Origin of the sequence: Roseibium sp. Sym1 (assembly GCF_027359675.1) — a bacterium.
Lineage (GTDB): Bacteria > Pseudomonadota > Alphaproteobacteria > Rhizobiales > Stappiaceae > Roseibium.
In genome coordinates this window covers 3,834,997-3,860,880 of the sequence record NZ_CP114786.1, presented here as the reverse complement: position 1 = coordinate 3,860,880, position 25,884 = coordinate 3,834,997, and the positions used below count along the sequence as shown (strand labels likewise).

30 protein-coding genes are annotated in these 25,884 nt (G+C 61.4%); 15 read left to right on the top strand and 15 right to left on the bottom strand.

The window, feature by feature from the left end:
* Positions 1–12 precede the first annotated feature (12 nt).
* Positions 13–906: a LysR family transcriptional regulator gene (locus O6760_RS17525; protein WP_269581004.1), complete on the top strand. Its 894-nt coding sequence runs from the start codon at positions 13–15 to the stop codon at positions 904–906.
* Positions 907–935: 29 nt separating this feature from the next.
* Positions 936–1,364, top strand: coding sequence for a VOC family protein (locus tag O6760_RS17520; protein WP_269586296.1), 429 nt, complete (start codon positions 936–938; stop codon positions 1,362–1,364).
* Positions 1,365–1,998: 634 nt separating this feature from the next.
* On the opposite strand, the gene O6760_RS17515 is transcribed toward O6760_RS17520, so the two are convergent.
* The 6 genes from O6760_RS17515 to O6760_RS17490 all read right to left on the bottom strand — a co-directional run bounded on the left by O6760_RS17515 (position 1,999) and on the right by O6760_RS17490 (position 6,380).
* A complete protein-coding gene (locus tag O6760_RS17515; RefSeq protein ID WP_269581003.1) occupies positions 1,999–2,730 on the bottom strand; it encodes a hypothetical protein in 732 nt (243 codons plus the stop codon).
* Between the two features lie 182 nt (positions 2,731–2,912).
* A complete protein-coding gene (locus O6760_RS17510) occupies positions 2,913–3,512 on the bottom strand; it encodes a hypothetical protein (protein ID WP_269581002.1) in 600 nt (199 codons plus the stop codon).
* Between the two features lie 8 nt (positions 3,513–3,520).
* Complete coding sequence (locus tag O6760_RS17505) at positions 3,521–3,850, bottom strand: hypothetical protein (protein WP_269581001.1); 330 nt, start codon at positions 3,848–3,850, stop codon at positions 3,521–3,523.
* 344 nt (positions 3,851–4,194) lie between these two features.
* Positions 4,195–4,719: an HD domain-containing protein gene (locus O6760_RS17500; RefSeq protein WP_269581000.1), complete on the bottom strand. Its 525-nt coding sequence runs from the start codon at positions 4,717–4,719 to the stop codon at positions 4,195–4,197.
* A 190-nt stretch (positions 4,720–4,909) separates the two neighbouring features.
* Positions 4,910–5,659: a hypothetical protein gene (locus tag O6760_RS17495; protein WP_269580999.1), complete on the bottom strand. Its 750-nt coding sequence runs from the start codon at positions 5,657–5,659 to the stop codon at positions 4,910–4,912.
* A gap of 298 nt (positions 5,660–5,957) precedes the next feature.
* Complete coding sequence (locus tag O6760_RS17490; protein ID WP_269580998.1) at positions 5,958–6,380, bottom strand: Lrp/AsnC family transcriptional regulator; 423 nt, start codon at positions 6,378–6,380, stop codon at positions 5,958–5,960.
* A 229-nt stretch (positions 6,381–6,609) separates the two neighbouring features.
* Here O6760_RS17490 and O6760_RS17485 point away from each other — a divergent pair, with 229 nt between their 5' ends.
* On the top strand, positions 6,610–7,671 hold the full coding sequence (locus O6760_RS17485; protein WP_269580997.1) for a saccharopine dehydrogenase family protein: 1,062 nt from the start codon (positions 6,610–6,612) through the stop codon (positions 7,669–7,671).
* 512 nt (positions 7,672–8,183) lie between these two features.
* Here the strand turns inward: O6760_RS17485 and O6760_RS17480 are convergent.
* Positions 8,184–9,443 carry a GGDEF domain-containing protein gene (locus O6760_RS17480; protein WP_269580996.1) on the bottom strand — a complete coding sequence of 420 codons (1,260 nt, stop codon included), beginning with the start codon at positions 9,441–9,443 and terminating at the stop codon, positions 8,184–8,186.
* A 393-nt stretch (positions 9,444–9,836) separates the two neighbouring features.
* On the opposite strand from O6760_RS17480, the gene O6760_RS17475 reads away from it, so the two are divergent.
* The 3 genes from O6760_RS17475 (at position 9,837) to O6760_RS17465 (ending at position 11,418) form a co-directional block, all read left to right on the top strand.
* Positions 9,837–10,322 carry a GNAT family N-acetyltransferase gene (locus O6760_RS17475; RefSeq protein ID WP_269580995.1) on the top strand — a complete coding sequence of 162 codons (486 nt, stop codon included), beginning with the start codon at positions 9,837–9,839 and terminating at the stop codon, positions 10,320–10,322.
* 93 nt (positions 10,323–10,415) lie between these two features.
* Entirely contained in the window at positions 10,416–10,868 is a 453-nt protein-coding gene (locus O6760_RS17470; RefSeq protein WP_269580994.1) for a thiol-disulfide oxidoreductase DCC family protein, read from the top strand.
* The gene (locus O6760_RS17465; RefSeq protein WP_269580993.1) at positions 10,858–11,418 is read left to right on the top strand and encodes a DUF4166 domain-containing protein; all 561 of its coding nucleotides are present in this window, start codon (positions 10,858–10,860) and stop codon (positions 11,416–11,418) included. The genes O6760_RS17470 and O6760_RS17465 overlap by 11 nt, the downstream gene beginning before the upstream one ends.
* Before the next feature lie 9 nt (positions 11,419–11,427).
* Here the strand turns inward: O6760_RS17465 and O6760_RS17460 are convergent, their stop codons facing one another.
* The 3 genes from O6760_RS17460 to O6760_RS17450 form a co-directional block, all read right to left on the bottom strand.
* Complete coding sequence (locus tag O6760_RS17460) at positions 11,428–12,357, bottom strand: hypothetical protein (protein WP_269580992.1); 930 nt, start codon at positions 12,355–12,357, stop codon at positions 11,428–11,430.
* A gap of 125 nt (positions 12,358–12,482) precedes the next feature.
* The gene (locus O6760_RS17455; RefSeq protein ID WP_269580991.1) at positions 12,483–12,683 is read right to left on the bottom strand and encodes a hypothetical protein; all 201 of its coding nucleotides are present in this window, start codon (positions 12,681–12,683) and stop codon (positions 12,483–12,485) included.
* A gap of 618 nt (positions 12,684–13,301) precedes the next feature.
* Entirely contained in the window at positions 13,302–14,036 is a 735-nt protein-coding gene (locus tag O6760_RS17450) for a class II aldolase/adducin family protein (RefSeq protein ID WP_269586295.1), read from the bottom strand.
* Positions 14,037–14,249: 213 nt separating this feature from the next.
* Between O6760_RS17450 and O6760_RS17445 the strand changes: the two genes are divergently transcribed.
* The 7 genes from O6760_RS17445 (at position 14,250) to O6760_RS17415 (ending at position 19,879) form a co-directional block, all read left to right on the top strand.
* On the top strand, positions 14,250–15,206 hold the full coding sequence (locus O6760_RS17445) for an NAD(P)-dependent oxidoreductase (protein ID WP_269580990.1): 957 nt from the start codon (positions 14,250–14,252) through the stop codon (positions 15,204–15,206).
* A gap of 54 nt (positions 15,207–15,260) precedes the next feature.
* Positions 15,261–15,923, top strand: a complete 663-nt coding sequence (locus O6760_RS17440; RefSeq protein ID WP_269580989.1) for a TetR family transcriptional regulator C-terminal domain-containing protein — start codon at positions 15,261–15,263, stop codon at positions 15,921–15,923.
* Between the two features lie 4 nt (positions 15,924–15,927).
* Entirely contained in the window at positions 15,928–17,103 is a 1,176-nt protein-coding gene (locus O6760_RS17435; RefSeq protein ID WP_269580988.1) for a pyridoxal phosphate-dependent aminotransferase, read from the top strand.
* A 151-nt stretch (positions 17,104–17,254) separates the two neighbouring features.
* Complete coding sequence (locus O6760_RS17430; RefSeq protein WP_269580987.1) at positions 17,255–18,004, top strand: pyridoxine 5'-phosphate synthase; 750 nt, start codon at positions 17,255–17,257, stop codon at positions 18,002–18,004.
* A complete protein-coding gene (locus O6760_RS17425; protein WP_269580986.1) occupies positions 18,005–18,589 on the top strand; it encodes an HD domain-containing protein in 585 nt (194 codons plus the stop codon).
* A 60-nt stretch (positions 18,590–18,649) separates the two neighbouring features.
* Positions 18,650–19,273 carry a LysE family translocator gene (locus O6760_RS17420; protein WP_269580985.1) on the top strand — a complete coding sequence of 208 codons (624 nt, stop codon included), beginning with the start codon at positions 18,650–18,652 and terminating at the stop codon, positions 19,271–19,273.
* Between the two features lie 66 nt (positions 19,274–19,339).
* On the top strand, positions 19,340–19,879 hold the full coding sequence (locus O6760_RS17415) for an NADPH-dependent FMN reductase (protein ID WP_269580984.1): 540 nt from the start codon (positions 19,340–19,342) through the stop codon (positions 19,877–19,879).
* On the opposite strand, the gene O6760_RS17410 is transcribed toward O6760_RS17415, so the two are convergent.
* A complete protein-coding gene (locus tag O6760_RS17410; protein ID WP_269580983.1) occupies positions 19,876–20,340 on the bottom strand; it encodes an Lrp/AsnC family transcriptional regulator in 465 nt (154 codons plus the stop codon). The genes O6760_RS17415 and O6760_RS17410 overlap by 4 nt on opposite strands.
* 156 nt (positions 20,341–20,496) lie before the next feature.
* Between O6760_RS17410 and O6760_RS17405 the strand changes: the two genes are divergently transcribed.
* Positions 20,497–21,513 (top strand): 1-aminocyclopropane-1-carboxylate deaminase, encoded by a 1,017-nt coding sequence (locus tag O6760_RS17405; RefSeq protein WP_269580982.1) that lies wholly within the window; start codon positions 20,497–20,499, stop codon positions 21,511–21,513.
* 163 nt (positions 21,514–21,676) lie between these two features.
* The gene (locus O6760_RS17400; protein WP_269580981.1) at positions 21,677–22,141 is read left to right on the top strand and encodes a DUF805 domain-containing protein; all 465 of its coding nucleotides are present in this window, start codon (positions 21,677–21,679) and stop codon (positions 22,139–22,141) included.
* A 24-nt stretch (positions 22,142–22,165) separates the two neighbouring features.
* Here the strand turns inward: O6760_RS17400 and O6760_RS17395 are convergent, their stop codons facing one another.
* From O6760_RS17395 to O6760_RS17380, 4 genes are all read right to left on the bottom strand, one after another.
* Positions 22,166–22,780 carry an MliC family protein gene (locus O6760_RS17395; protein WP_269580980.1) on the bottom strand — a complete coding sequence of 205 codons (615 nt, stop codon included), beginning with the start codon at positions 22,778–22,780 and terminating at the stop codon, positions 22,166–22,168.
* 556 nt (positions 22,781–23,336) lie between these two features.
* Positions 23,337–24,134 carry a siderophore-interacting protein gene (locus tag O6760_RS17390; protein ID WP_269580979.1) on the bottom strand — a complete coding sequence of 266 codons (798 nt, stop codon included), beginning with the start codon at positions 24,132–24,134 and terminating at the stop codon, positions 23,337–23,339.
* A gap of 386 nt (positions 24,135–24,520) precedes the next feature.
* Positions 24,521–25,015 carry a YHS domain-containing (seleno)protein gene (locus tag O6760_RS17385; protein ID WP_269580978.1) on the bottom strand — a complete coding sequence of 165 codons (495 nt, stop codon included), beginning with the start codon at positions 25,013–25,015 and terminating at the stop codon, positions 24,521–24,523.
* Between the two features lie 154 nt (positions 25,016–25,169).
* Positions 25,170–25,754, bottom strand: coding sequence for a TetR/AcrR family transcriptional regulator (locus tag O6760_RS17380; RefSeq protein ID WP_269580977.1), 585 nt, complete (start codon positions 25,752–25,754; stop codon positions 25,170–25,172).
* Between the last annotated feature and the right edge of the window lie 130 nt (positions 25,755–25,884).

Sequence of the window (25,884 nt, the reverse complement as noted above, 5' to 3'; positions counted from 1 at the left end):
GTCGATTTTGGAATGGAAGTGAAACTGCTGCACGCGTTCGTCGAACTCGCCGAAACCGGTCACTACGGCCGGGCGGCGGAGAAACTGCATGTCACGCAGTCGACGCTTTCCAAGCAGATCAAGGCTCTGGAAGACAGCGTCGGCGGGGCCGTCTTCGAACGTGGGCGGCACGGTGCCTGCCTCACTTCGCTGGGCGAGCTGCTCCTGAAGGAAGCACGCCCCTTTCTCAGGCACGGCGATGAACTTGGCGCAAAGATGCGCGCTGCCATGGCGGGCCGTACAGGTCACCTCACCATTGCCTTCGGCATCTCGACCCTCGCGACCGCGCCTCGCCTGATCACCCGTTTCCGGCAGGCGGTTCCCGATTGCCAGATCACGCTGAACGACATGTCGTCGACCACGCAGCATCAACGCATCCTTGCCGGCCGTCTCGATCTCGGTTTCTGCAGGGCACCGGAAAATACGGACGACCTGTCGTTTGTGCCTGTTCTGACGGAACACCTGGCGCTCGTCGTTCCCCCCGGCACCACCATCCCCCCGCAAGACCGGCTGTTTGAATTGAACGACCTCGGCTTTGTGAAACTGTCGTCCCCGCGCGGACCGGGCCTCGACGCGCAGATCGGTCTCTGGTGCGGGCACAACGGCTTCAAGCCGCGGATCATTCAGCAGGCCGACGACATCCTGACCGTGCATTCCGTCGTCGCCGCCGGGCTGGGAGCAGCCATGCTTCCCTGGCACGGAGCGGCGGCTCTCGGGGGCCGGACGGATCGAAAGAAGCTGGATGGCCCCGCGTCGCATTGGCCGGTGGGCCTGTGCTGGCGGACAAGGGACAGCAATCCGCTGCTGCTCCACTTTGTCGACCATGTCACGCAGGCAACAGACCAGGCACGCGAGCCTGCGTCATGAGTGACCCCGGAAAGGCATCCAGCGGCAAGATGCGCTTCGTGAACCCCCTGCCGTTTGTCACCGACATGGAGCGGTCCAGGCACTTCTACCGCGACATGCTCGGACTTGAGATCATTGCCGATCACGGCAACTTCGTCCTTTTCGCCGGCGGTTTCGCCCTGCATGAGGGAACCTCCCTCCTCGCGGCAACGTACGGGGCCGCGGCGGCAGACAACACTAGGCGCCACGCCGAACAAGAACCGGGGCCCACAGGCTTCGGAAGGAACAATCTGGTTCTCTATTTTGAAGTGGAGGACGAAGACAGCCTGGACGCGGCTTTTGCCCGCCTCCGGGACAGGGTCGACCTCATCCATCCGCTGCGCCGCGAACCCTGGGGAGGCCGTGTCTTCCGGTTCCGCGATCCCGACGGCCACATCATCGAGGTCGGAGAACCGGACGCTCAGGGTGACCTGTCCTGATCGATCATGGTGTTTCAGGCAATCTGATCAGGGAACGGGCACGGACAGGCCCCGTTTCATCCAGGTCCACCAAAACGAACGCGGCGCCATGCGCACGCTGAACGACCTCTTCCCCCGGCACAAGCTCGACATCTTCGTCCGGAACTGCAGTCCCACCATGACGTCGGCTTTGTGGTGCTCGACGTCGACAGCCGCAACGAGGACCCGGTCAGCATCCTGAGGGAGACCCGGGCCTTGCCGAACACCATTAAGGGCACGTTTGCTCAACCGGGTGTGAGGGAACGAAGCTTTTTGCTGAATTGAAAAAACCCGGTGGAGACGCCGGGGCTTTTGTGTCCCGCAATCGGGATCACCAGCCCGATTGGCTTGCGAACCCGCCTCGAAGTGCGACAAGGCCAGTGGTTGCATTCGTCGCCGAGGCTGTCGTTCGTAGGATTTTGGCCCAATCTGCAAAGCTGCCGTTCGTTGCACGACGTGCGAAGGTCATGAAAGGGCGGGAAGTGTGAATTCGCTGCAAGTGCTCGGGGTATGCCTCAGCAGGGCAAAAGCAGCCATTCGTAGACCAAAACACCCTTCCAATCATACTGCGCTCTGCCTGACGCCATAGCCTCGAGTGTTGGCCATCACGTCCGTCTCAGTACCTCTTACACATATCGTCTAACCTGAATGAGGTGCCCAACGCCTGTACCCGCGTCGGATAGATCACCTCTGCAATGCGCAGCACGCAGAGACCAACCTGTGCGGTCATTTTCAGGCTGAAGTCCAGAAGCAGTTGATTGTCATGCAGATATATCGCGAGCCACTGCTTCCCACCGTTAGGCAGGTCAACGATGTCGGAACTCATGGACGCGCCCCGCTCGTTGGGATGCCCTCCATAGTCAATCGTCTGGTCGTAGAGCTGCGTGTATGTGCCGCCCAGTGTAGCATCGGCTGCCGTTAGGTGACGGGACACGGCGCCATGCGTGAATTCCTTCTTCCACTTGTCCTGCTGGCTGCGACTGCGCGGTTCGTGGCGGTCCATCCACCGCTCCCACCGGGCTTGGTCGTTGCCGATGAAATGTCCGTACCCTGCCTGCTCAAGACAGGCTCGGAGCAGCGGCTGCAGCTCGTGTAGCTGCCCTGCCATGACCGCACCCACAGCGGTCAGGTATGCGGAGTGCGCTCGCAGTAGAAACCCCATCGGCAAGAGCGGCTTGGGGTCGATTCCCCCGTTCAGTAGCTTGCGGAACATGCCGTCGATGTCGATTAGATCTCTGACCACAGGCCGCCGATTAGCGAACGTGGCGAACTGGTTCCGGCGAGCAGCGTCGAGGTACTGCGTGAGGGGATCGTTTCCCCATTCGGGAGGAGGCGGTTGAGTGTTCATCGTTTAGCGTAAAATGTAGCGAATTGCATTTATCCGCGGCTCGGATTGCAATCATCCCGGATTTTCGCTCGAACTAAGTGCATCTACCCGGGTTGGTAAACTCACATTAATTGCGAATGAAATCAGATTACTTGCAACGGGATCGCAATCATCCGGATCGGCTCACTGTTGGTCACTGCGATCTAATTTGACCTCTCTTTGACAACGATTTGCGCCCGTTTCACAGCTTCGCGAAACCGCCACTCGTCCGGATTGCCAGTGATAGCATCTTCGAGGTCATGAAACGGTTTCTTTTCGGTTTTGAGCCGGTTCACATCCGCACGGAAGGCGTGCTCAAAGGCCTGTTTGATCTGACCGGCGGGCCAGAGCTTGCTGTCGGCATCCTTGGAGTTGTCAAGCCAAAGCGCCGCGATCAGTGTGTTGATCGCCCCCGTCAGAACCTTAGAAAAGGTTTTGAACTCGTCTGTCACTTCTTCTTGCGACAGCATCCAGACCGGCAGCTTGTCGATTAGCTCTTTCAGATTGAGCCCCAGCCATGTGGACAGCGCCGTGGTCAGGGCAATCAGGCCAACGGGAAACATGACCTCCCCCTGCCAGATCTGCACCGCAAGAACCGGGTTCTCTTTCAACTGGACTTCAGCTGCCGTTGAACACCCCCAGCCAAGAAGGCCTAGAACCAGACAAATCGCAAAGATTGCGCCGCCGCTGAGGCTTGAGAACAACAACCCGAGGCCAAGCACGACGCCGAGAAAAACCGGAACAGATTCCGCAAGGGCTTTCATGGCGGGCCTCAGACGTCGATTTCGAATTCGTGCGCGGGTGTATGCTTGCAGCGGAAGACCACCTTGCCGTCGCGATAGCGCGGTTCCATGGGGCTGGGCGGATCGGTGTCGCTGTCGTCACACATCATCCCGCTTTGCATCATCACGCTTGCCAGCCCCATTACCGCTTGTGCGACAGCCACTGTCACCGCCCCGCCTGACGAGCGTTTGATGACCGCTGTGATGGCCTCTAGCAAGAGATCAGTTGAGTAGTCGGTGTCCGGCTCAAGCTTGGGGAACCGGAAGGTTTCAGCGACTTTGTCGAGGTCAATGGATTTGACCTTGAATTCGTCGGCCATGGGCGCGTCTCCTAAAAATACGCAATTAAAAGTAGAACAAAGATCCTGCAACTCTCAATTTGTGTCAATATTCTGAATGGCCGAGTGACGTTCTGGCAGACGAGGGAATGGGGCATCCGTTGAACCCATGCGCCACAAACTCACGACAAAAATTGCCCAGAGTTTTCTCTCGTTTTTGACTGGATCATCTAAAGCTTCAATTTGTGCAGCGCGCAGGCGCGATGCTGTGATTTGTTGCACCAAGCACCAAGGGCAACATTGGGCCGTTTATGACGACCAGGCACCAGCCAAGTCAGGACTGGAGCGCCGTACCGCGTCAAGGCCGCTTAGAGCTCATTGACCGTTCACAAATGCGGTGCCTTTTCGAACATGCGAACCAAATCAGAGTTGCCAAGGTTCATTCGACCAGCAAGCTCGGCAATGATCGGACACAGATATGGTCTGTCGTTTGCCAAACGGGCGGAGAGATTTTGCCAGCCGCTGTCCGTGTGGATCTGTGCGATAAATTCCCGCCCGGCATCCTCGGCTGCGATTGCCAGTGCGTCGGCTAGCTTCAGCGCATCGGCAAGCTCCGTATGAGACTGAATTCCCGTTCGGTGGTCGTGTGCTTTGATCGCTTCAAGCGCCTCTTCTGGCAATCTGTCTTCTAACCACCTTGCGGTGACAATCCCGTGTAGCTGCCGATTGCTCTTGGTCACATCGTCATCGAGATCGTGACACAGCCCAACGACTTCCCACAGCTCTGCGTTTTGTCGCTTGGTTTCGGCGAGGTTCTTCATCAAATGTGACACGATCTGCGAGTGCCTTGCTTTCCGGCTCCCCGCTAGATGCCTATCCAGTTCGTTTTGCGCCTGAGCAGTGGTCATCATTTGCATAGCCTTCAGCTAAGACAAATTCGAATGGACCCGCAAGAGGCAACAAAGCCCGCATTGCCGGCATCTGGCAGCCAACCGTCTTCGCAGATGCAATGAATGGCGGATCCGGCAGGTTGCGTCGCGGCATCATTTCGTCAGGTGGAGGTCGAGAAAGGGCCGATGCTGCGTCTCCCTCAAACGTCGTTTAAGAGGTGATCTCTTTTATTCTTGAAATGCATTCGTCGATACGACTTGGTAAAAAATCTGAAATGTCTAGTTCTTGTGCACCCACAGTGATCCACATTTTGTCCGATGACGAACTTTCAAAATACAGCAAATCGAGCGATCCTTGCTGCAGATAAAAACGCTTGCCTTTCTTTACATTTTGCGGAGCTCCCCAACGGTAGTCTCCTCTGAAATCCTCCCCAATATTTAGCTTGCTAACAAGTTCGTCGAAAAAAGCAGAGCGACTCTGTTCTAAAGAAAAATTTGGCGAATATTCCGCCTTGATACGGCAAAGAGCCTCTTCTAATTCCTTGATAAATATCAAAAATTCTTCACCAGATACACTGGATCCTTTTCGAAGCTTCATGTTTTGTTCAAATTCTTTTACAGCACTCTCAAACTTCGATAGAAGGCCCTCATATTGTGAAATGATATAAAGAGTTTCATCCTTTTTTTTCGGTGAAAAGCTATCAGGAATTATTGTGACGGGATCTATCTTTACTTCCCTGCCAAACGTGTTTGCCAAAGAAAAATTGTAGCGGCCAAAACTTCGTAGCGCCTGATTTAACGGGATCTTTCGCCAATTTTCTTCCCTTCTAAAGCGTCGAAAATCTACAAGTGCATACACAACGAGAGCCAAAATTGCGACTAGTAAACCTTTCCAGCCAAAAGTAAAAAAGATAGCAAATGGGGTAGCCATCAAAGATATTACTGCTAAAATTTTGGACATGGCTCAACAGCATCATTTGTCTCTGAATTAAGAAAATCAGCAAAGCACATTTGTTTTAAGAGTTTGTATGCGTCATGCCAGTTTAATTCCAATTGCAAGGGCAACTGTCATCAAGTTGGATATTGGTACGAGCAATCGCAACGAATGGTGGCTTCGTCGGGCTGCACCGCAGCATCACATCAGCGTGTGAATGTCGGCTATGGGCCGAAAACTACCGCCGAAATTGTCCCAAAGAAAGTCGGCTCAGGTGCACTGACACCCGCAAGCAGCCAGTCCCCTCGCGTCCCCAATCCGCCCCTCACCGCCCCGCCGACGACAACCTAATATGGCTTTGCGTCTCCGCCACCTCCGGCAAGGACCGGATCTCGTCCAGCGTCTTGTCCAGAAGCTTCAGCGAACGCACCCTGAGCTCCGCGACGAGGTCGAACGCGCCGCTCAAGGTATGGATGTCGGTGATTGCCTCGATGCGGCGGAGCGCGGCCTGGGTGGCGCGGCCGTCGTCGGCGGTGAGGCGGATCAGGGTGAAGGCGCTGATCTGGTGGTCTTCCTCCGATTGGCCGAGCTCGACCGTGAAGCGGTGAATGACCTTCTGATGCTGAAGCCGGTCGATCCGGTTCTGCACCGTGCCGCGCGAGACGCCGAGCCTGTCGGCAAGGTCGGTCGCGGACATCCGTGCGTCCCGGGTCAGAAGGTGCAGCAGGCGGTGGTCGAGATCGTCCATTTCGGGTTTCCAATGCGGACAGATGGGCGGCGGCAATGATTTGTCAATTTGTCATATTATTCCCGATTTGCAAAATTTTCTGCCGTTTTGTTTGACGCCAAATCAGCTCCTAATGGGATCGACAGGCACTTCAGGCGGGAACGGCGACGCGGGCCTGAAGTAGCCGACAGGGGAACCATGAGGCAGGGACAGACCGGGCGGAGTTCCGAACCCTGCCGAGGAGAACAACATGAAGAAAATCGCGGTCCTGGGTCTTGGCAAGGTCGGAGCGCTGGCGGCGCGCCTTTTGCACCAAAGCGGCTTCGAGGTCATCGCCCATGACCAGCACGCCCCGCGCGAGGACCTGCCGTTTGACGTTCAATCGACAGACCTGACGGCCTATGACAGCCTGGAAAAACTCGTTCACGGCGTCGACGCGGTGCTTTCCTGCCTGCCCTATCAGCTCAATGTCGGCGTCGCGACGGCGGCCCATGCCGCCGGCATCCACTATTTCGACCTGACCGAGGACGTGCCGACCACCAGGGCGATTATCGAGATGAGCGCCACCTCAAAAGGCCTGATGGCGCCGCAATGCGGCCTGGCGCCGGGTTTTGTCGGCATTGTCGGCGCCAAGCAGATCGGCGACTTTGACGAATGCCGGTCCTGCCGCATGCGCGTTGGCGCCCTGCCGCAGAACCCGACCGGGCTGATGGGCTATGCCTTCAACTGGTCGCCGGACGGGGTCGTCAACGAATATCTCAACGATTGCGAGGTGATCGAGGACGGCGTGCGCAAATGGGTCTCGCCGATGGAATGGCTGGAGGCCATCTATATCGACGGCATGAAGCTGGAGGCCTTCACCACCTCCGGCGGCCTCGGCACCATGTGCGAGACCTATCTCGGCAAGGTCGCCAATATCGACTACAAGACCATGCGCTATCCCGGACACGCGGCGCTGATGAACTTCTTCTTCCACGAACTCCTGATGCGCGAGCGGCGCCGGGAGGCCGGCGAGATCCTGGTCCATGCCAAGCCGCCCACCGACAACGACGTCGTTTATGTGCATGTCGCCTCCGAAGGCACCATTGACGGGCGTCCGCGCCGCGAGGAATTCGTGCGCGCCTACAAGCCGATCGAGATCGGCGGCAGGAGGCGCACGGCGATTGCCTGGACGACATCGGCCTCCGTCGTCGCCGTCATTGAAATGGTCCGCGACGGCAAGCTTCCCGGCCACGGCTTTCTGCGCCAGGAAGACATCCCGCTGGAAGCGTTCCTGAAGACGCAGACCGGGGCGCTCTACGCGGCAGAGTGAGGGACGACAACACGCCTCTCCCCGTGTCGTCCCGGCCAGCCGAAGCGCAACCACGGGACAAACGTCTCACGGGACTGTCTGTCTGGTGACGTCACGCCCACTGGTGTCCGGTTGGGCAGGATCCTCTGTGCGCAAACAGGCTTCGCCACTTGTTCCAGTCTCCCCCTCCAGGGGCAGGGCAATCGCATTTGGCAAAGCATGGCTCCCTCTCCCTGTGGGAGAGGGTCGGGGTGAGGGAACAAACGCCTGTGACCTGCAGAAAAGTCTGCCCCCTCACCCGGACCTTCGGTCCGACCTCTCCCAGTGGGAGAGGTAAATTTGGCGACTGCGGAGAGGACGTTGGTCAAATGCGATTGCCCTGCCCCTCAAGGGGAGAGAGGGGTGCAAGTGGTAAGGCGCTGCGTGTCCCGGATCGGGAGAAGCGTAAATATCGACAATGAATCAAGGACCTGTTGCAACCGAGCCGCGTTCAACCGGACACCGGTGCGTCACGCCCGGCCACCGTTCCGGCCTCAGGCCTCGACGCGCGGCCCGACCACCCAGTTGCGGCCCTTTTCCTTGGCCTCGTAAAGCCGGCGGTCGGCGGTCCTGAACAGGCCCTCGAGCGTGTCGCTGTCGTCCGGCGCCGAGGAGACGCCGATGCTCACCGTGATCGTTTCCGGCAGGTAGATCTTGCTGAAGCGTTCCATCGCCCTGCGCAGCCGCTCGGCCAGCGAGGTCGCGCCATCGGCCGGCAGTTTCTCGCACAGAAGCACGAATTCCTCGCCGCCGACCCGGTAGAGGTGATCGTCGGTGCGCAGGTTTTGGGTCAGGAGCCGCGCGACGGTCTTCAGCACCTCGTCGCCCGCCTGGTGGCCGTGCCGGTCGTTGACCCGCTTGAAGTGGTCGATATCGATCACCAGCATCGACACCGGCCGGCCTTCCTGAAGGTTCCGGGCCAGGATCTTCGGCGCATTCTCGTCATACTGGCTGCGATCGAGCGCCCCGGTCAGGTGATCCCGGATCGAGGCCTCCAGAAGCTTGTGATAACGCTCCCGGTAGGTCAGCACCTGGAAGACGTCCCGCAAGGGCCGGTTGGTCAGCCAGCCTTTCTCGGTGTCGAAATATTTCAGGTAGACGATGAACAGCACCGTATAGACGGCGGTCGCCACCATCTTGGCGGCCCAGCCGCCGAAGAAGACATGCCCCGGCGCGCCGGACACGTAATGCAGCGCCAGGAAGAACCCGGCCTGGTCGAAGGTCAGCACGACCGCGCCGCAGATCAGGAAGCGCAGGCCCAGATGCCGCCCGAGCCAGTCGCCGAGCCGCTCGTAGAGAACAATGATCAGGATGCTGTCGATGAAGAGCAGGAGCGTGCCCCAGACCATCAGGAGCCCCATCTCGTCGATGAAGGCGAAGTCCGGGCTGTGGCCGTTGGTGACGTCGACCGTCTCGTGGTTCCTGAGGATCATCACCAGGGCAACGATCAGGAAATTGCCGATCAGCAGGCCGTAGATCGGCTGGCGCACCACCAGGGCATCCTCGCGCACATAAAGCAGCAGGATCATCAGCAGCTTGCCGGAGAAGAGCACCGTCGAGCCGGGCGAGACGATGCCGAAAGGCAGCTGGATGTAGAAGACACTGGCGAGATAGGTCTCCAGGAAGTGCATCACGCCCAGCGCGCACATGAACACGCCGATGCCGATCGCCTTGCGCGCCCTGAGCAGGCTCATCATGACGGTGAAATAGACGGCTGCCTGGGCGAACAGGAGAAGGACGTTGGAGGTGGACATCGACATTCCGGAGTTGAGCTCTGACTGCAACGTATGCATTGATTCTGAAAGACACGACACCAAAAACGGTTTCGTGTCCCGGCAACTGGACCCGAGGCGCCCAGCAGCCTTTTAAGGCAAACTTCGCCGCCGGGAAATTCCGCATAACTACTGTACAGGCCCGCAGTCCCCGGCCTCAAGATATGCGCGGTTTTCGTTCGCCCGCAAACAGGGCGTGAAGCACTTTCACCTGCTCTCGCCGTTGCCGGCATCGAGTTCGGGCGGCGTTGCCGGCAACCCGAGGCACCGGACGAAGCCACACAATCGTGATCGCCCGCCAGCCGTTCCCTGCTTGATCGCCCGGTTCGGGCATGTGTCTATGGCCGCCCCCTGGACGATACGGACACGAGACACATGACCCCCAAGGCCTCCGGCCGGATCGACTTCCGCCGGTTGACGGACATCGCCCCCGAAACACTCCTTGCTCACATGTCGGACCCGCGTGTGGGCGAGCACCTGCCGCTGCAGACCTTCACCTGGGACCGCGACATGGTGGCAAAATTCGTGGCCGCCAAGGAAGCCTGCTGGCAGCGTGACGGCCTCGGCCACTGGGCCATTTTCTGCGGCGAACGCTATGTCGGCTGGGGCGGTTTCCAGAAGGAGGGCCCGGAATGGGATTTCGGGCTGGTGCTGACGCCCGACGCCTTCGGCCTGGGCGCCCGCATCGCCCGCCAGGCGCTTGCCTTTGCACGAACCGACGACCGCATTCCTTATGTCACCTTTCTGCTGGCACCCAGCCGAAAGCATTTCGGCGCCCTGGCCAGGATGGGCGCGGAGCGCATCGGCACGGTCGAGCATGCGGGTGCGGAATTTCTGAAATTCCGGCTGGAGACCACCTGAACACCGCCGCCGCTGTGGCAAATTGCGGCCTCGCGGTTTCACAACACCAGGGTCATCATGACCTGTCTGGTTCCCCGCCATCCGGAGCACACCATGTCCACGACGTCCGACAGCTCGCCCGCGGAAACGGATGCCGCCGCAAAAGACCTGCCGGAGGGCAACCTGATCGTCTTTGACGGCATCTGTGTCTTTTGTTCGGGCTTTGCCCGTTTCATGGCGAAACACGACAGAAAGGCCGGTTTCCGGTTTGTCGACGCCCATTCGCCCAAGGGCCGCGCGCTCTATCGGCACCATGGCCTCGATCCGGACCGGATGGAAACCAACATCGTTCTTTTCGAGGGCCGCGCCTACACCAGGATGGCGTCCTTCACGGCTGCGATGCGCAGCCTCGGCTGGCCCTGGCGGGCTCTCACCCTGCTGGACCTTCTGCCCGATGGTCTTGCCAACTGGATCTACGACCGGATCGCCCAGAACCGGTATCGCCTCGGCCGGCGCACCTGCCCGCTGCCCTCAGCCGACCTGAAGGAACGCCTGCTTGACGGATGAAGGCCGCCACGACGCCCTGTTTCGGCAGGCCCTCGGCCCGGATTTCGACGCCTTGCCGGAACCGGTCCGGGCACTGCATCGGGTTCAGGGCAGGCATGTCTGGTCGGGTGAGGCCAGGGTCACGCGCGGCTCTTCTTTCCTGGCCAGGCTGCTCTGCGGGATCTTCGGCTTTCCGCCGCGGGCGGAACGAACGCCGGTCAACGTGACCATCGAACGGTGCGGGGACATCGAAGTCTGGCAGCGCAATTTCGGCGGCAAGCGGTTCGAAACGGTGCTCGGCCTTGCTGGCGCGCCCGGATCCGGTGTGGTCCAGGAACGCTTTGGCCTGATGGCTTTCGACATCTTCCTGGAACGGCAGGACGGCGGCCTCGCCTTCCCGGTCGGCCGCAGCTATCTCCTTAACGTCCCGCTGCCGCGCCGGCTGCTTCCGGTCAGCGAGACTCTGGAATTCGCCGATAACGGACGGTTCCGTTTTGACGTGAAGGTCTCGGTGCCCGGCGCGGGCATGCTCGTCCATTACCGGGGCTGGCTGGAACCTGTCGCCGCCTAGAGACTCCCGTCAGACGGGCAGCCCCCGGATAACACAGACTTCATGAAAGAGCGGGGTTTCTGGGTCCTCGTCGAGGAGAGCCTGCGCGGCGCGCGCCGAAAGCGGCTTCCTGCCGTCCTTGTCGGCAAAGAACGCGCAGACGAAATCGCGCTCGAGACCGGTGCCCTTCAACGCCTCTTCCAGCATGACGAAGAAGGAAATATCGGTTCCGGCGTCCTGGCGCACGATCTGGGAATAGAGTTTTTCCGGCTTGTAACCGCAGGCCTCGAACAGCTGGAACAGGATCGGCACACCGATCCGGCAACCGAAATTCATCACCACCTGGGCGCCTGGTGCCTGTTTGCGCACGCGCTGAAGCAAGGCCTCGTTGAGACCGAGACCGACGGAGTTGAACGGGTAGCTGTCAAAGGCGGCCCAAGGGTAATAATGGGCGATGTGATCATCGGCCTTGTCGTCCGCGCCTTCCGTCAGTTCCACGGATTGCGCTTCGCGGAAGGCGGCCAGGCGCTTGTCGCCGGGGTCGCCGACCTGGGGCAGACAGCCGATGACGACATCCGTCTGCGCGATCTGCGCCATCGCCTCTTCGGTGTCGATCAGGCTGACGGCGCCGCGTATCGGATGGAACAGGTCGGCCTCCTCCGGTGCCAGGCTGCGCACATTGCGTTCTGCCAACTCGACAAGCCTTGGATCAAGGTCGCTGCCCGAGACCAAAGCCGCTTTGCACAGCCGCAACAGGAAAGCGACATTCGTACCGGTGCCGATCCCCACCTCGTAGATCCGCTTGCCCGCAAGGTCTGCGCGTTCCAGTCCCCTCTGGAAGGTTTCGGTCCAGGGGTCGGTCGGATCGAACGCGAAGCTGGGAACCTCCGGCGTCAGGACGTAAGCGGCATCGGGGGCCACCTGGGGCGTTCGGGTGTCCGGTTCTGCTGTTGCAGTCATGCTCTTTCTTTCTGGCCCGGCTGCACATTCGGCAGGATCCGGGCCGGACTGTCATTGTTTTGATAATTCCGCAGGGCACTGCCGGCAGCGGCGTTGCCCTGTCTTTGAAATCCGGTTCAGGAAGGTTACGCCGAAGGCGCCACGAACCGGATGTCCTTGGCCAGGGTGCCCAGGGAAGCCGTCAACCGGTCGCAGTCGCAATCCGCCCCGACCAGAATGTCGATAGGAAGAGCCTTGTCCTCCTGCCCCACCAGCGCCTGCTTGATCCGCAATACGGTCGGCGCTTCCGAAAGGCCGTTGCAATCAATCGCGTTCGAGATCTGCATGTCGTGTCTCCTTGGCTCACACACCCCGTCCCAGGTCGCAACGCGCAACATCAACAAGACGCACGCGGGCTTCACGCTGCGCCTGCAGACACAGCGATCCGGTGCCGGACCTGATTGGAGCGGCTGTTGGCTGCCGGTGAAAACGCTCCGGATGACCGGAAATTCCACCGGAAAGGTGTTTGTCTGGTTGAACCGGCCACCAACGGGTGTGGCCAGCCGGCGGAACCCCTGCCATGAATGACCGGTGCATCAGCGCACCGACCCGGCATGCGGCCCTGCCTGTTACCCCGGCCCGGCGAAACGGTACGCCGTTGAGAACCGGGGTGACGGTCCATGAACGCCGCCCCTTTCAGGATGAAAAGACGGCTCCTGCCACGTGCGGCAGGCTTGTGAATACCAAAATGCTATGCAGCGGACACGGCCCCGTCAAGCACCGGCCCGCTCATATATTAGGCAGGAGTACCAAATAATCATCGATTTTATTGCTGCTTCGCACCATTCACATCAAAGCGCAAAAATGCCCGAAGCACCCCATTTTGCTCGAATAAAACAGTGGCAGACGCTCCGTTTTTCTGGCAGCGCAACACTGCTTTTGATCCGCGCATTCGCCTCTTGGACTCAATCCCTGAAACCGGGATCGAGCCGGTCCGCGAGCCGCATCTGGGCATCCCATTCCAGCACGAGATCGCCGTCGTCGACCGCCATCTGGTCGTATTGCGCCGTCACGTGCCTGGCCAGATCGTCTTCCACCACCAGAGGCGTCAGCCCCATGGCCAGGGTGCTTTCCTGGATCTCGCAGGCCCGGTTCAGATAGAACATGTTGGAAAACATCTGCCCGGCACTTTCCCCGACCGTCAGCAGACCGTGGCTCCGCAAGATCAGCGCGGGATGGGCGCCGAGGCTCTTCGTGATCCGGTCGCGTTCGTCCAGGTCGAGCGCAATCCCCTCGTAGTCGTGATAGCCGGTACGGCCGTAGAATTGCAGGGCGATCTGGTTCAGCGGCAACAGGCCCTCCTCGACACTGGAGACCGCGACACCGGCGCGGGTATGCGTGTGCATCACCCAGGCGGCATCGTGCCGGCTGCGATGGATCGCGCTGTGAATGGTAAAGCCGGCCGGGTTCACCCGGTTGGGACTGTCGCCGACCTTGTTGCCGTCCACATCGATCTTCACCAGGGACGTCGCCGTGATCTCCTCCCACAGGTAGCCATAGGGATTGATCAGGAAATGTCCCGGCTCGTCCGGAACCCGGGCGGTGATGTGGGTGTAGATGAGATCGGTCATCCGGTAATGCGCGGCCAGCCGGTAGCAGGCGGCCAGCTCGACCCGCGCCTCGTATTCCGCCGGGCTCATGCCCGCCAATTTGCCGGCTTCCAGCATCGCTCCACCTCTTGCCTGATCTTGCCCGGCAGCTTGGCGAAATTGCCACGACGACCACCGGACTTTACTCGTTGATATACACCTGTATAACTAAAACAAAAGGGCAAATGCAAATTCCTGTCCCGGGCGGCCGGGAGCCTGGAAGCCGAACCCGGACCAAAAGGACAGCAATGCAAAAGGACAGCCATGCAACGGACTGAAACCATCAGCGGCGTTCTCCTCAGCAGCAACATGGACCTGAAATCCTTCTACGGCCTGGAGACCAGCGGCCGGGACGCGGACGTGCGGCTGTTTGAACCGGAGGAAGTCAGCGACCCGGACGCGATCCGCTTCGCGGTCTGCTGGCTGCCGGACACGGACGCCTTCGCTCCCTATCCCAACCTGCAGATGGCCATGTCGATCGGCGCCGGCGTCGACGCCCTGCTCGGTCACCCGGGCCTGGACGAAACCGCCATGGTGTGCCGGGTGCGCGACCCGCACCAGGCCGAGCTCATGGCAGGTTATACCGCCCATGAAGTGCTGCATGTCCTGCGGGATTTCGCGGCGCTCAAGGAGAGCCAGGACCGGCAGGACTGGGCGCCGCTGCCGATGGCTCCCCCAAGAGACACAACGATCGCCGTTCTGGGCAACGGCACGATGGGCAAGTCGGTCACACGCGCGCTTGCCGCGCTCGGGTTCACGGTGCGGGTTGCCTGCCGGACAATTCCCGACGATCCGCTCGCCGGTGTCGGCTATGTCGCCGGCGCGGATGCCGTGTTGCGGGCCGCCGAGGGCGCGAACATCGTGGTCAACGTCCTGCCCCTGACACAGGCAACCGAGAATATCCTGAACGCCCGCCTGTTCGGCCGGCTTGCCGAGGGCAGCTGGCTGGTGCAGATCGGCCGGGGCGAGCATCTCCACGAGATGGATTTCATGGCGGCACTGGACAGCGGACGCCTCGCCGGTGCCAGCCTCGATGTTTTTCGGCAGGAACCCCTGCCCGCCGATCACCCGTTCTGGAACGACAAGCGCCTGCGCATCACGCCGCATATTGCCAGCGACTCCACGCCGAGCATCGTCCGCGAGCAGGTGCTCACGAGCGCGAAGGAACTTCTGGGCGGGAGCGTCCCGAGCCTCGCCATAGACCGGCGGCGCGGTTACTGAGCCTGCTTGTTATCTATTTGTATAACTAACCTCGAGGCATTTCGAAGACCCGCTATGAGCCGAAAAGACTTCCAGCGCCTGTCCCAGGATTTCCGCCGCAGCAGCCTCATGGAGGCGACGCTGGTCTGTATCGCGCAATACGGACTGACCGGCGCGACGGTCCGGCGGATCACGGAAGAAGCCGGCGTTACACCGGGCATGGTCCGCCATTATTTCGGCAGCAAGAACGAGCTGATCACCAATGCCTACGCCTATCTGGTCGGCCAGCTGACCTCCGGGGCCGGGGAACGGGCGCGGCAGGCGAGCGGCGAATCCGGCCTGCAGCTCCGGCAGTTCCTGCTGGCCAACCTGACCACGCCCAACCTGTCGGAGGACAAGGTCTCGCTCTGGGCGACCTTTATCGGTCGGGTCAAGTACGAACGCGAATTTGCCGACATTCACCGCGAAGGCTACCGGGATTTCCTCAACCTGCTCGAAACCCTGATCGAGCCTGTGCTTCAAGAACACGGCCTGCCCCATGGCGGCGAGGTCTGCCGCCGCCACGCGATTGCACTCAACGGCCTCATTGACGGCCTGTGGATGGAAGGTTCGCTCGATTCCGGGCTCTACAGCCGTGCCATCCTGCCCGGCCTGATCATCGAGGCCGGCGAGCGCCTGCTCGGCCTGCCCGCCGGCAGCCTCGCCGGCCCCGTCACAGCTCCAGACGAACAAGGATGACTCCATGCGTTATGCCGCAATCACCGATCGCCTCGCGGATCTGGGGGGAGAGAAATGGGCCGTGCACAATGCTGCCCGGCAAAAACAGCGGGACGGGACGGAGATCATCGAACTGACCATCGGCGAGCCGGACATTCCGGTCGACCCGGCGCTAATCGAAGCCTGCCACGCCTCCATGCTGAGGGGCCGGACGCATTATTCCAACGGCCGTGGTGAACACGGCCTGCTGGAAGCACTGGTGGAGAAATACCGGCCACGGTTTCCGGAGATCACCACGGACAACATCCTGTGTTTCCCGGGCACCCAGACCGCGCTCTACGCCGTGATCACGGCCTTGGCCGATGCCGGTGAAGGCGTGCTGGTCGGCGATCCCTACTATGCCACCTATGAAGGGGTCATCAGGGCCTCCGGCGCGGTTCTCCAGCCGGTTCCGCTCGGCATCGATACCGGCTTCGTCATGCGCCCCGAGGACCTGGAGAAGGCCGTCACCGGAAACAGCCGCGTGCTTCTGCTCAACACGCCGCACAACCCGACGGGCTCCCTTCTCGACAGGGAGACCATCGCGCAGCTCGGCCGGATCGCCCGGACCCACGACCTCTGGATCGTCTGCGACGAGGTCTATGAAGACCTCATCTTCGACGGCGAGTTCGCCTCGCCGATCGAATTTCAGGACCTGCGGGACCGCACGGTCGTCACCTCGTCGATCTCCAAGACCTTCGCGGCAACCGGCTTTCGCAGCGGCTGGGCCGTCGGGCCGGAAGAGTTCTGCACCCGGCTCCTGCCGATCTCCGAAACCATCCTGTTCGGCAACCAGCCCTTCATCGCCGACATGACCGAGGCCGCCTTGCGCGGCACGTTCGACACCGCCGAGCGCATGCGCAAGAGCTACGCCGCCCGCGCCGGCATGATCGCTGCGGAACTGGCCGGCTGCCCGGCCCTCAAGCCCGGCCGGCCGACCGGCGGCATGTTCATCATGATCGACGTCGCCGCAACGGGCCTTTCCGGCGAACAGTTCGCCTGGAAGCTTCTTGAGGAACAGGGCGTTGCCGTCATGCCCGGAAATTCGTTCGGCGAAAATGCCCCCGACCTGATCCGGGTTGCCCTGACCGTGCCCGATGAGGACCTGCGCGAGGCGATGCGGCGCATTCATACCTTCGCGGACGCCCGCGCGGCGGCCTGAGAGAAGATGGACCGGGACGCGGAAACGGCGCGAAAAACATTGTCTCTAGTGACAATATCCTGTTTGACTTCAAGGGTTTTTGGAACAATCTTGCGATCCTGACCCAACCCCTTCAAGTTTGATCGCAACCGCTTCCACCGGATCCTCAGCCATGTCCGCCGTTTCGCGTCTCTCCGTCAACGTCAATGCCGTCGCCATGTTGCGCAACCGCCGCGACTTGCCCTGGCCGAGCGTGACGGGCCTGGCCGCGATCGCCATGGAAGCCGGGGCCAAGGGCGTCACCGTGCATCCTCGCCCCGACGAGCGCCACATCCGCAAGAGCGACGTCTTCGAACTGTCCGACCTGATCGAGGACCGGTTCCCGAACAAGGAACTGTGCCTGGAAGGCTATCCCGCACCCGACTTCCTGAGGCTCGTCGAGGACGCCCGGCCGGAACAGGTGCTGTTCGTGCCCGACGATCCGGAGCAGACAACCTCCGACCATGGCTGGGATTTTTCCAAGGACACCGGCGCGCTCGAAACGGCGATCGCAGCGGCGAAGGAATGGGCCGTCACGGTGTCTCTGTTCTGCGACCCGGATCCGGCCTCCCCGGAGCATGCTGCCCGTCTCGGCGCGGAACGGATCGAGATCTACACCGGGCCCTATGGCGCCTGTTACGACGACCCGGCCAGGGCGGCCAGGGAACTCGACAAGGTGGTCGCCACCGCGGAAGCCGCACGGGACTGCGGCCTTGGCGTCAATGCCGGCCATGACCTGACGGTCGAGAACATCCCGCCGATGCTGGCCCGCGCGCCCTTCATCCGGGAAATGTCGATCGGCCATGGCTTTACCGCCGACGCGCTGATCCACGGCTTCGCAGGCAGCGTCGCCCGGTTCCGCAAGGCGATGGGCGAGATCTGAATGGACGACAGCTTCACACGTCAGATTTCCTTTCTCCTGGAAACGGACAAGCTGAAGGACGTTCTCCGGCTCAATCACCTTGCGGACGGCAATCGGCGGGAGACCACGGCGGAGCATTGCTGGCACGTCATCCTGCAGACGCTGACCCTCGCGGACCATGCCCCCGCGGGTACCGACATTGCCCATGTGGTGCGCCTGCTCGCGGTGCATGACCTGGTCGAGATCGATGCCGGCGATCACTGGGTGACCGACGACAACCGGGAAGGTGTCAAGGAACGGGAACAGGCTGCCGCCGAGCGCCTGTTCGCCTTGCTGCCGGAGACACAGGCCCGGGAGTTTCACGACCTGTGGCTCGAATTCGAAGCCTGCGAGACAACCGAAGCCCGCTTCGCCAATGCCATGGACGCACTGCATCCGATGGTGCTGGTGTTCGCGTCCGGACAGCCCGACCCGACCCACGAACCGCTGTCCGCGGAAACCATGCGGCGGACCAAGGAGGACCGCCTCGCCCCCTTCCCAACGCTCTGGGCCTATGCACGCGACCTGCTCGACAAGGCCGTTCGCGACGGCCGTCTCCTGCCCTGACATGCGCTTGTAACCTGCCCGGCCAGCCCCGCCTCTGGCCACTTCTTTGAGGATTGCCCGATGCCCGTCGATCTCTGGCTGCTGTTCGTCGCCGTTTCCCTTCTGCCTGCGATCAGTCCCGGCCCCGCCGTCATGCTGGCGCTGTCCAACACGCTGCGCTTCGGCCGCAACGCGACGCTTGCTTCGGCCAGCGGCAACGCGCTCGGCCTGGTGGTGCTCGGCTTTGCCGTCGCGCTCGGCTTCGGCGCAATCATGGCAACCTCGGCCATCGCGTTCACCGTGCTGAAGATCATCGGCGCCGCCTACCTGATCTTTCTCGGGATCAGAATCTGGCGGGACAAGACCACGTTTCAGCTCCAGAACGGTGTTCTGACCGCCCGGAAAAGCGGCTGGAAACTGTTTCTCGAAGCCTTGCTGGTCTCGGTCACCAATCCCAAGGCGATCCTGGTGATCACCGCGCTCTTTCCACAGTTCATGCGCACGGACCGCATCGACCTCGCGGAGATCACGATCCTGTCGGTGACCTACGCGGCGCTCTGCTTTGCCAATCATGCGGCGATCGCCTTTGCCGGCGGCCACATGCGCCGGTTCCTGACCTCTGCCAGGCGGATGCTGTGGGTACGGCGGGTGACCGGCACCCTGTTTGTCGGCTTCGGAACGGCTTTGGCGGCCGCGAGCCGGTAAGGCGGCTCCCAGAGCCTGGCGAATCCGTTAGGCTCGGTCTCCGCCGCCCAACCGGAACCGCAATCCATGCCCGTCTCGCTTCTCACCTTTTGCGGCAGCCTGCGCGCCGCCTCGTCCAACCTGGCTTTGCTGACCGCCGCCGAACGTCTGGCGCCGGAGGGAGTGTCCCTCGAGCGCTATGACGCCGTTGCCGACCTGCCGCATTTCTCGCCGGACCTCGACGCGGACGAGTTGTTGCCGGAACGCGTCCGGGACCTGCGCGACCGGGTCGCGGCAGCCGACGGATTGCTGTTCGCCGCACCGGAATACATGCATTCCCTGCCCGGCAGCTTCAAGAATACGCTCGACTGGATGGTCGGCTGCACCCGCTTTCCCGGCAAGCCGGTGGCCCTTGCCCATGTCAGCGACCGGCACGCTTTCGCGCCCGGCCAGCTGGAAGAGGTGCTCAGGACCATGGCCGCCCGCATCGTGCCCGAGGCATGTTTCAGCTTGGGTCTGGCGACCAACAGACTGACTGCCGAGGAGATCTGCGAGGATGCCCGGAGCTCGGCCCTCATCAGGCAGGCCCTGACAGGGTTCCGCAAGGCCTGCGGCGGCCCCTCCTAAAACTGGAGCGGTGCGTTGTCGGTCACTTCCTTCATGACAAAGAATGTTCGGGTCTGGCGCACGCCCGGAAGCGCGATGAGCTTTTCGCCGTGCAGCTTGTTGAAGTCGGCCATGTCCCGTGCCCGGATCTTGAGGAAATAGTCGAAATCGCCGGCCACCAGATGGCAGTCCAGAATGAAGTCGGCTTTTCGGATGACCTCCTCGAATTCGGCAAAGCTCTGCGGCGTCGAGCGGTCCAGCACCACGCCGACAATGACGAGAGCCGAGCGATCGACCTTGACCGGATCAACCTGTGCCCGCACGCCCTGGACATAGCCATGATCGAACAGCCGCTGTGTCCGCCTGTGGCAGGTTGCAGGGCTCACATTCACCTGCTCGGCAAGATCCGCATTGCTGAGACGGCCATCCGATTGCAAGAGCCTGAGAATTTTCCTGTCAATCCTGTCCAGGTTTTCCGTCATGAAAGATTCTTCCATATTTGCGTTCTATTTCCAAATATCATCTCATCATACAGCACGCAATTCCCTGAAATGAGAGATCTACCACACAAATAAGAGAGCACCTTTCACCCGAATTCTGCAAGGCTCAAGGCGTCATCAATCAACACGGTGTGCTCCATGAACCTCGACAAGTTTGACCGTTATCCGCTCACCTTCGGTCCGACCCCGATTGAACATCTTCCCAGACTGTCCGAGGCACTCGGCGGCAAGGTGGACATCTATGCCAAACGGGACGACTGCAATTCGGGTCTGGCCTTTGGCGGCAACAAGCTGAGAAAGCTGGAATATATCGTGCCGGACGCCCTGGCATCCGGTGCGGACACGCTGGTGTCCATCGGCGGCGTCCAGTCAAATCACACACGCATGGTCGCCGCGACGGCAGCAAAAATCGGCATGAAATGCGTCGTCGTCCAGGAAAAGTGGGTGCCGCATTACGATGCCGTCTATGACCGCGTCGGCAACATCCTGCTGACGCGGCTGATGGGGGCCGACTCCCGCCTGGTGGAGGACGGTTTCGATATCGGCATCAGGCAGAGCTGGGAAGACGCGCTTCAGTCCGTGCGTGACGCCGGCGGCGTTCCCTACGGCATTCCGGCGGGCGCCTCCGTCCACAAATACGGCGGTCTCGGCTATGTCCGCTTTGCCGAGGAGGTCAGGCAGCAGGAACAGGCCATGGGCGTCACCTTCGACTACATCGTCGTTTGCGTGGTGACCGGTTCCACCCAGGCCGGGATGATCGTCGGCTTTGCGGACCAGGACCGGGCAGACCGTGTCATCGGCATCGACGCATCCGGCACGCCTGAGCAAACACGGCAACAGGTCCGGCAGATCGTCGACAGCACGGCGGATCTCGTGGAACTCGGGCGCCCGGTGCAGGACGACGAGATCGTGATCAAGACGGACTATGCCTACCCGGCCTATGGCGTGCCTTCGGAGGAAACCAACGCCGCCATCCGGCTTGCCGCCAAGACCGAAGCGATGATCACCGACCCGGTCTATGAGGGCAAATCCATGCAGGGCATGATTGACCTGATCCGGACGGGAGACATACCGGCCGGTTCAAAGGTCCTCTACGCGCATCTTGGCGGCGCGCCTGCGATCAACGGCTACAGCTACTATTACAAGGACGGCTGAGGAGGCCCCTTCGTCTCTTGCGAAACCGGACAGGACGGGGCGGCGGCGGACAGCAGCCGGCACGCGTGCGGTGCCTCCCCCTCCCGCCAATAACAACCCTGAAAGGCATTCAACCCCCGTTAACACGTCTCGGTATAATTGACTGACGCCGAGGAGGGTCGACATGGAAGCCTTGTTCAATCCGGTTTGCGGCACGATCGGCAGAGGTCGCTGGTGGCTGTTTCAGCTGGTGATTTTTGGTGTCGCGATCGGCGGACTGCTTGCCACGATATTCCTGTTCGCCGACCTCGAGGGGGGAGCAGGCGGCCGCAATCCCATGGAGAATGTCGGCTTGGGCCTGACGGCGCTCGCCATGATCTACATGAACCTGTGCACCTGTCTGAACCGGCTACGCGATTCCGGCCGCAGCGGGTTCTGGTACCTCTCGTTCCTGCTGCCGAGCGTTGGCACGGGCCTGATGGTCTATTTCTGCGGCATCGAGAAAGCGCCGGGCCGGTTCACCTCAGGCAGATCAGATCCCCCCGCACCAGGCCCGGTCTCAGCCGCGCCGGCAGCTTTTTCCGCCCCCGTCCGGCCACAGACGGTGAGACAACGCGAGTTTGGCCGCAGGAACCGCGCGACACGCTAGGTGACGGCCCCTGGGACCTGGCGGCTACCCACGCACCTTGCAATCGAACTCCGTGCCCTGCGGCCAGTCGACCATGGCCTCGTCGCCCTTGATCCAGAAGACGATGCCGAAGTCGCCTTCGTAACGGGCCCCCGATCCGCTCAGCCCCTGGACGACGATTTCCGTGGTGTCGCCCCGCTCCAGCCGGGCCGAGGGCGGTTCCGTCGGATAGAAGGTCGCGACGATCTCGTCCGCCGGATTGCCGTTACAGGTGTAGAACACCGGCGCCTGGCCCTTGATCAGCTGGTAGCGGGCGGTGAGTTCGGCGATGCGGCGCTGATACGTCGCCTTGATGCAGGCAAGCTCATCCTCGCCTTTCCAGCACTCGTCCCGGCCCTTGACCCAGCCGCGCTGGTAGGCCTTCAGGGTGTTCAGTTCCTCCTCCGCACCTGCGTCAAGCGACTTCACCACCTCGGCCGCCTTGCCGTAGACCTCCCCGAGCGTGCGGTCGAGTGCGCCCAGTTCGTCGTTGGAGCAGATCAGCTTTTCGGCGGAACTCTCCGCCTTGGCGCAGTCGAAGGTCGGCTCCGCTGCAAGGGAGACGCCGGACCAAAGCAGACCACCGGCAAGACCGGCAAGGAAAAACCCGAAAACGCGCATGAGAAGATCTCCTGAAAACGGACGGAGTATCAGTCTAAGCGCGAAGGCGTGGCGAGAATTTGATGGTGGCCGGGCAAGGAACGAATAATGAAGTTCAAGTTTCTCAACTTCGTCATCCCATGGTTTAACCCACTGCTGTCCGGTTTAACGCGGCTCAGTTACAACAGGTCATTGATTCATTGTCGATATTTACGCTTCTCCTCGTCCGGGACACGCAGTGCCTTACCACTTGCACCCCTCTCCCCCCTGGAGGGGGAGATGTCCGGGAACCGGACAGAGGGGGGCGCAGCGGTTCCTCGTATTCGGAAAAGGCCTTGTATGCTGAGAGGTTGAGCCCCCCCTCTGTCTCCTTCCGGAGACATCTCCCCCTCCAGGGGGGAGACTGGTACAAGCGGCGAAACCTGTTTGCATACAGAGGCTCCTGCTTAACCGGACAGCAGTGGGTCAAGCCCTGCAATGACGGAGAGTGGAGAAGCAAGTGGTCCGTTTATGGCGCCCTGCCATTGCTTGGGCAGGCAGGAGAAGACCCAAGTCAGTTAAACCACCGTTGCGCCTTTTATGCCGCTTCCGCCCGTTTCATCTTCTGGTGCTCGTCCTCGACCAGGCCGATCTTCCAATAGCCGGAAATGTAGGTGTCGGCCTTCGGCACCCGCCGCTCGTTGTGGAGATGGTCTCTCAGAGCCCGGATCACGGAGCTTTCCCCGGCAATGCAGGTCTGAACGGACCCGGCCGGCCAGTCGAGGGCCTTGACCAGGTCGACCTGGGCGGTTGACGGCCTGTGAACGTCCGGCTGGATCAGCCAGCGGACCTCGATGCCCTGAGGCGCCGTGATCTCGCGGATGTCCTGGTCGGACGGCACTTCGAAAACACACAGCCCCCTGGCTTCCGCGGGCAGCATTTCCAGGGTCGCCTCGACAACCGGCATGGCCGAGAGATCGGCGGCCAGCAGGTACCAGTCGGCATGGAATTCAGTGAGCTTCGGCTGGCTGGGACCGAAGAACCCCAGGAAGGACCCGGGCTTCGCGGCCTGAGCCCAGCGGGTCGCCGGTCCGTTGTCACCATGAGCGACGAAATCGATGTCCAGCTCCAGGCTGTCTGCGCGATAGGCCCGCACGGTGTAGGTGCGCACCGGATGGACCTTTTCCTCCGGCGCGTCGGGTGCGAACCAGGCCTCGAAATCCGCCCGGCTTTCCCCGTCCCGAGGCAGAACAAGCTTGCAATTGGCGCCGTGGTGGCCTTTCGGAAAACCCTCCAGCTCCGGCCCCGCAAACGTGACTCGGATCAGGTTGGGACTGAGATGGAAGGCGGTCTTGACGGTCAGGAACCGGGGACGGCGTTTGGGAAGTCGGGCCACGGGCACCTCTTGAATGCTGACTCAATTATTCAGGATTTAGCATCGCAGGCGCCGGATTTGAAGGGGCAACAGGAGGAAAGGTGGAATTGGGTACGACGACGCATATTTCAGGGTCACCCCCGACAAGCGTAGCCTGATCGGGGACCCGTTGGCTCCCGGAGAAGAGGAGAGATGCGCAGACATTCGGCTCGGCACGGATCAATCGCAACATAGCATTTGCGGAAATGTGGATTGAATCCCGGCTCGGGGCCGGGATGACCGCAGAAGGCGTGGCGAAACCAGACATTAACATTCCGAGCGAAGAGAAATCCGTCCTCGGTCTTGGCATCTGATGCGAAAGCCCGCCGGACGGCGGGCTTTCCGATTCTTCTGAAAGGGCAGCACCCTCAATCCCGGATGATCGGTTCCTTCAGGTCCGACGGATTCTTGTCCTTGATGATGTCCCAGTTGAGCGTCGCCTTGCGGATATAGCCCGGGACGTCTTCCTCGAAGCGCTCCTGAACCTTCAGGGAGTTGTTGAGGTAGAGTTTGCCGTCAACGATGGACCAGGCGTCCGGCACCACCGGCACCTTGAAGCCCATGGCGGCGCCGAAGGCACAGAAGCCGCCATATTGCGGCGCGTATTTGGCCGGGTCGGCGGCGAAGGCATCACGATTTTCCGCGGACGCGAATTTCCAGGTCACGTCGTCATACTCGAACGTGTAGTCGTCGGAGCCGGCAACCGGTTTTCCTTCGGTGAAATAGGCGACCGGGTCGGTGCCGCCGATCGCGGCGCCGCCCTTGGTGAAGGTGGTGATTTCGTCGGCCGAAGCGGAAAAGGCGGCGGCGGAAAACAGGGCTGTCAGGCCCAGAAGAACGGATTTGGACGTATAGAGCGGCATCGACGTCTCCCTTGTGGTGTGAGCGGGCAGGCGCGGCCGGTGCCTCCCTGCACCGCGCTCGACGCCAAGATGTCGCCTGCTGCCGGAGAACACCAATCACCCTTGATCACAGAACTGACAGCAACGGGCGAGCGGAATGTGATGATCGAGACCGTCACATTCCCGGGAGGCCCCGCAACCCTGCCGGATCTCTCGGCGCGACCAGGCCCAGCACCAGGTAGATCGCCGTCTCGACATCCGCCTCGCTGATCGTTTGACCGCGCAACACAACGCCGAAATAGACAAGCCCGAGCAAGAGATCGATCCGGGCCTCCATGTCCGTTTCAAATGGCGTTGCCAGAAAGATCTGGCGCAGGACGAGACGCCGCGCGGCCTCCGCTTCCTCGAGCACAGCCGCCAGCGCGGGCCGGTCCCGGTACGGCACCAGCGCGCGCAGCGCACCGCCGAGCAGGGTCTCCTGAAACGCCCGCACGGTGCCCAGAAGACACTGACGCAGGTCTTCGGCGACGCTGCCGCGTTGCGGCGGGCCCGGATGGGCTGCGGCCAGAGCGCGCCCGACCGCCGCCGCGATCAGGGCTTCCTTGTCCCGGTAACGCCGGTAGACCGCCTGTTTGCTGGTCCGCGCCCGCGCGGCCACGGCAGCGATGGTGGTTGCCTCATAGCCGTTCTGGGAGAGTTCCCGGAGCGCCGCCTCCAGGAGAGCCGTCGTCACCCTGTCGTCCTGCGGCCGGCCGGACATGCCGCCCCTTTCTAATTACGGTTACAATCAGAACCGGAATAACTTCAATTCCGTCCGCCCGCAAGCCGAAGCTCTTGAATTTGCCCGTGGCCGGCCGCAAACAGGTCCGGACCCGTGCGGCTCCGGATCC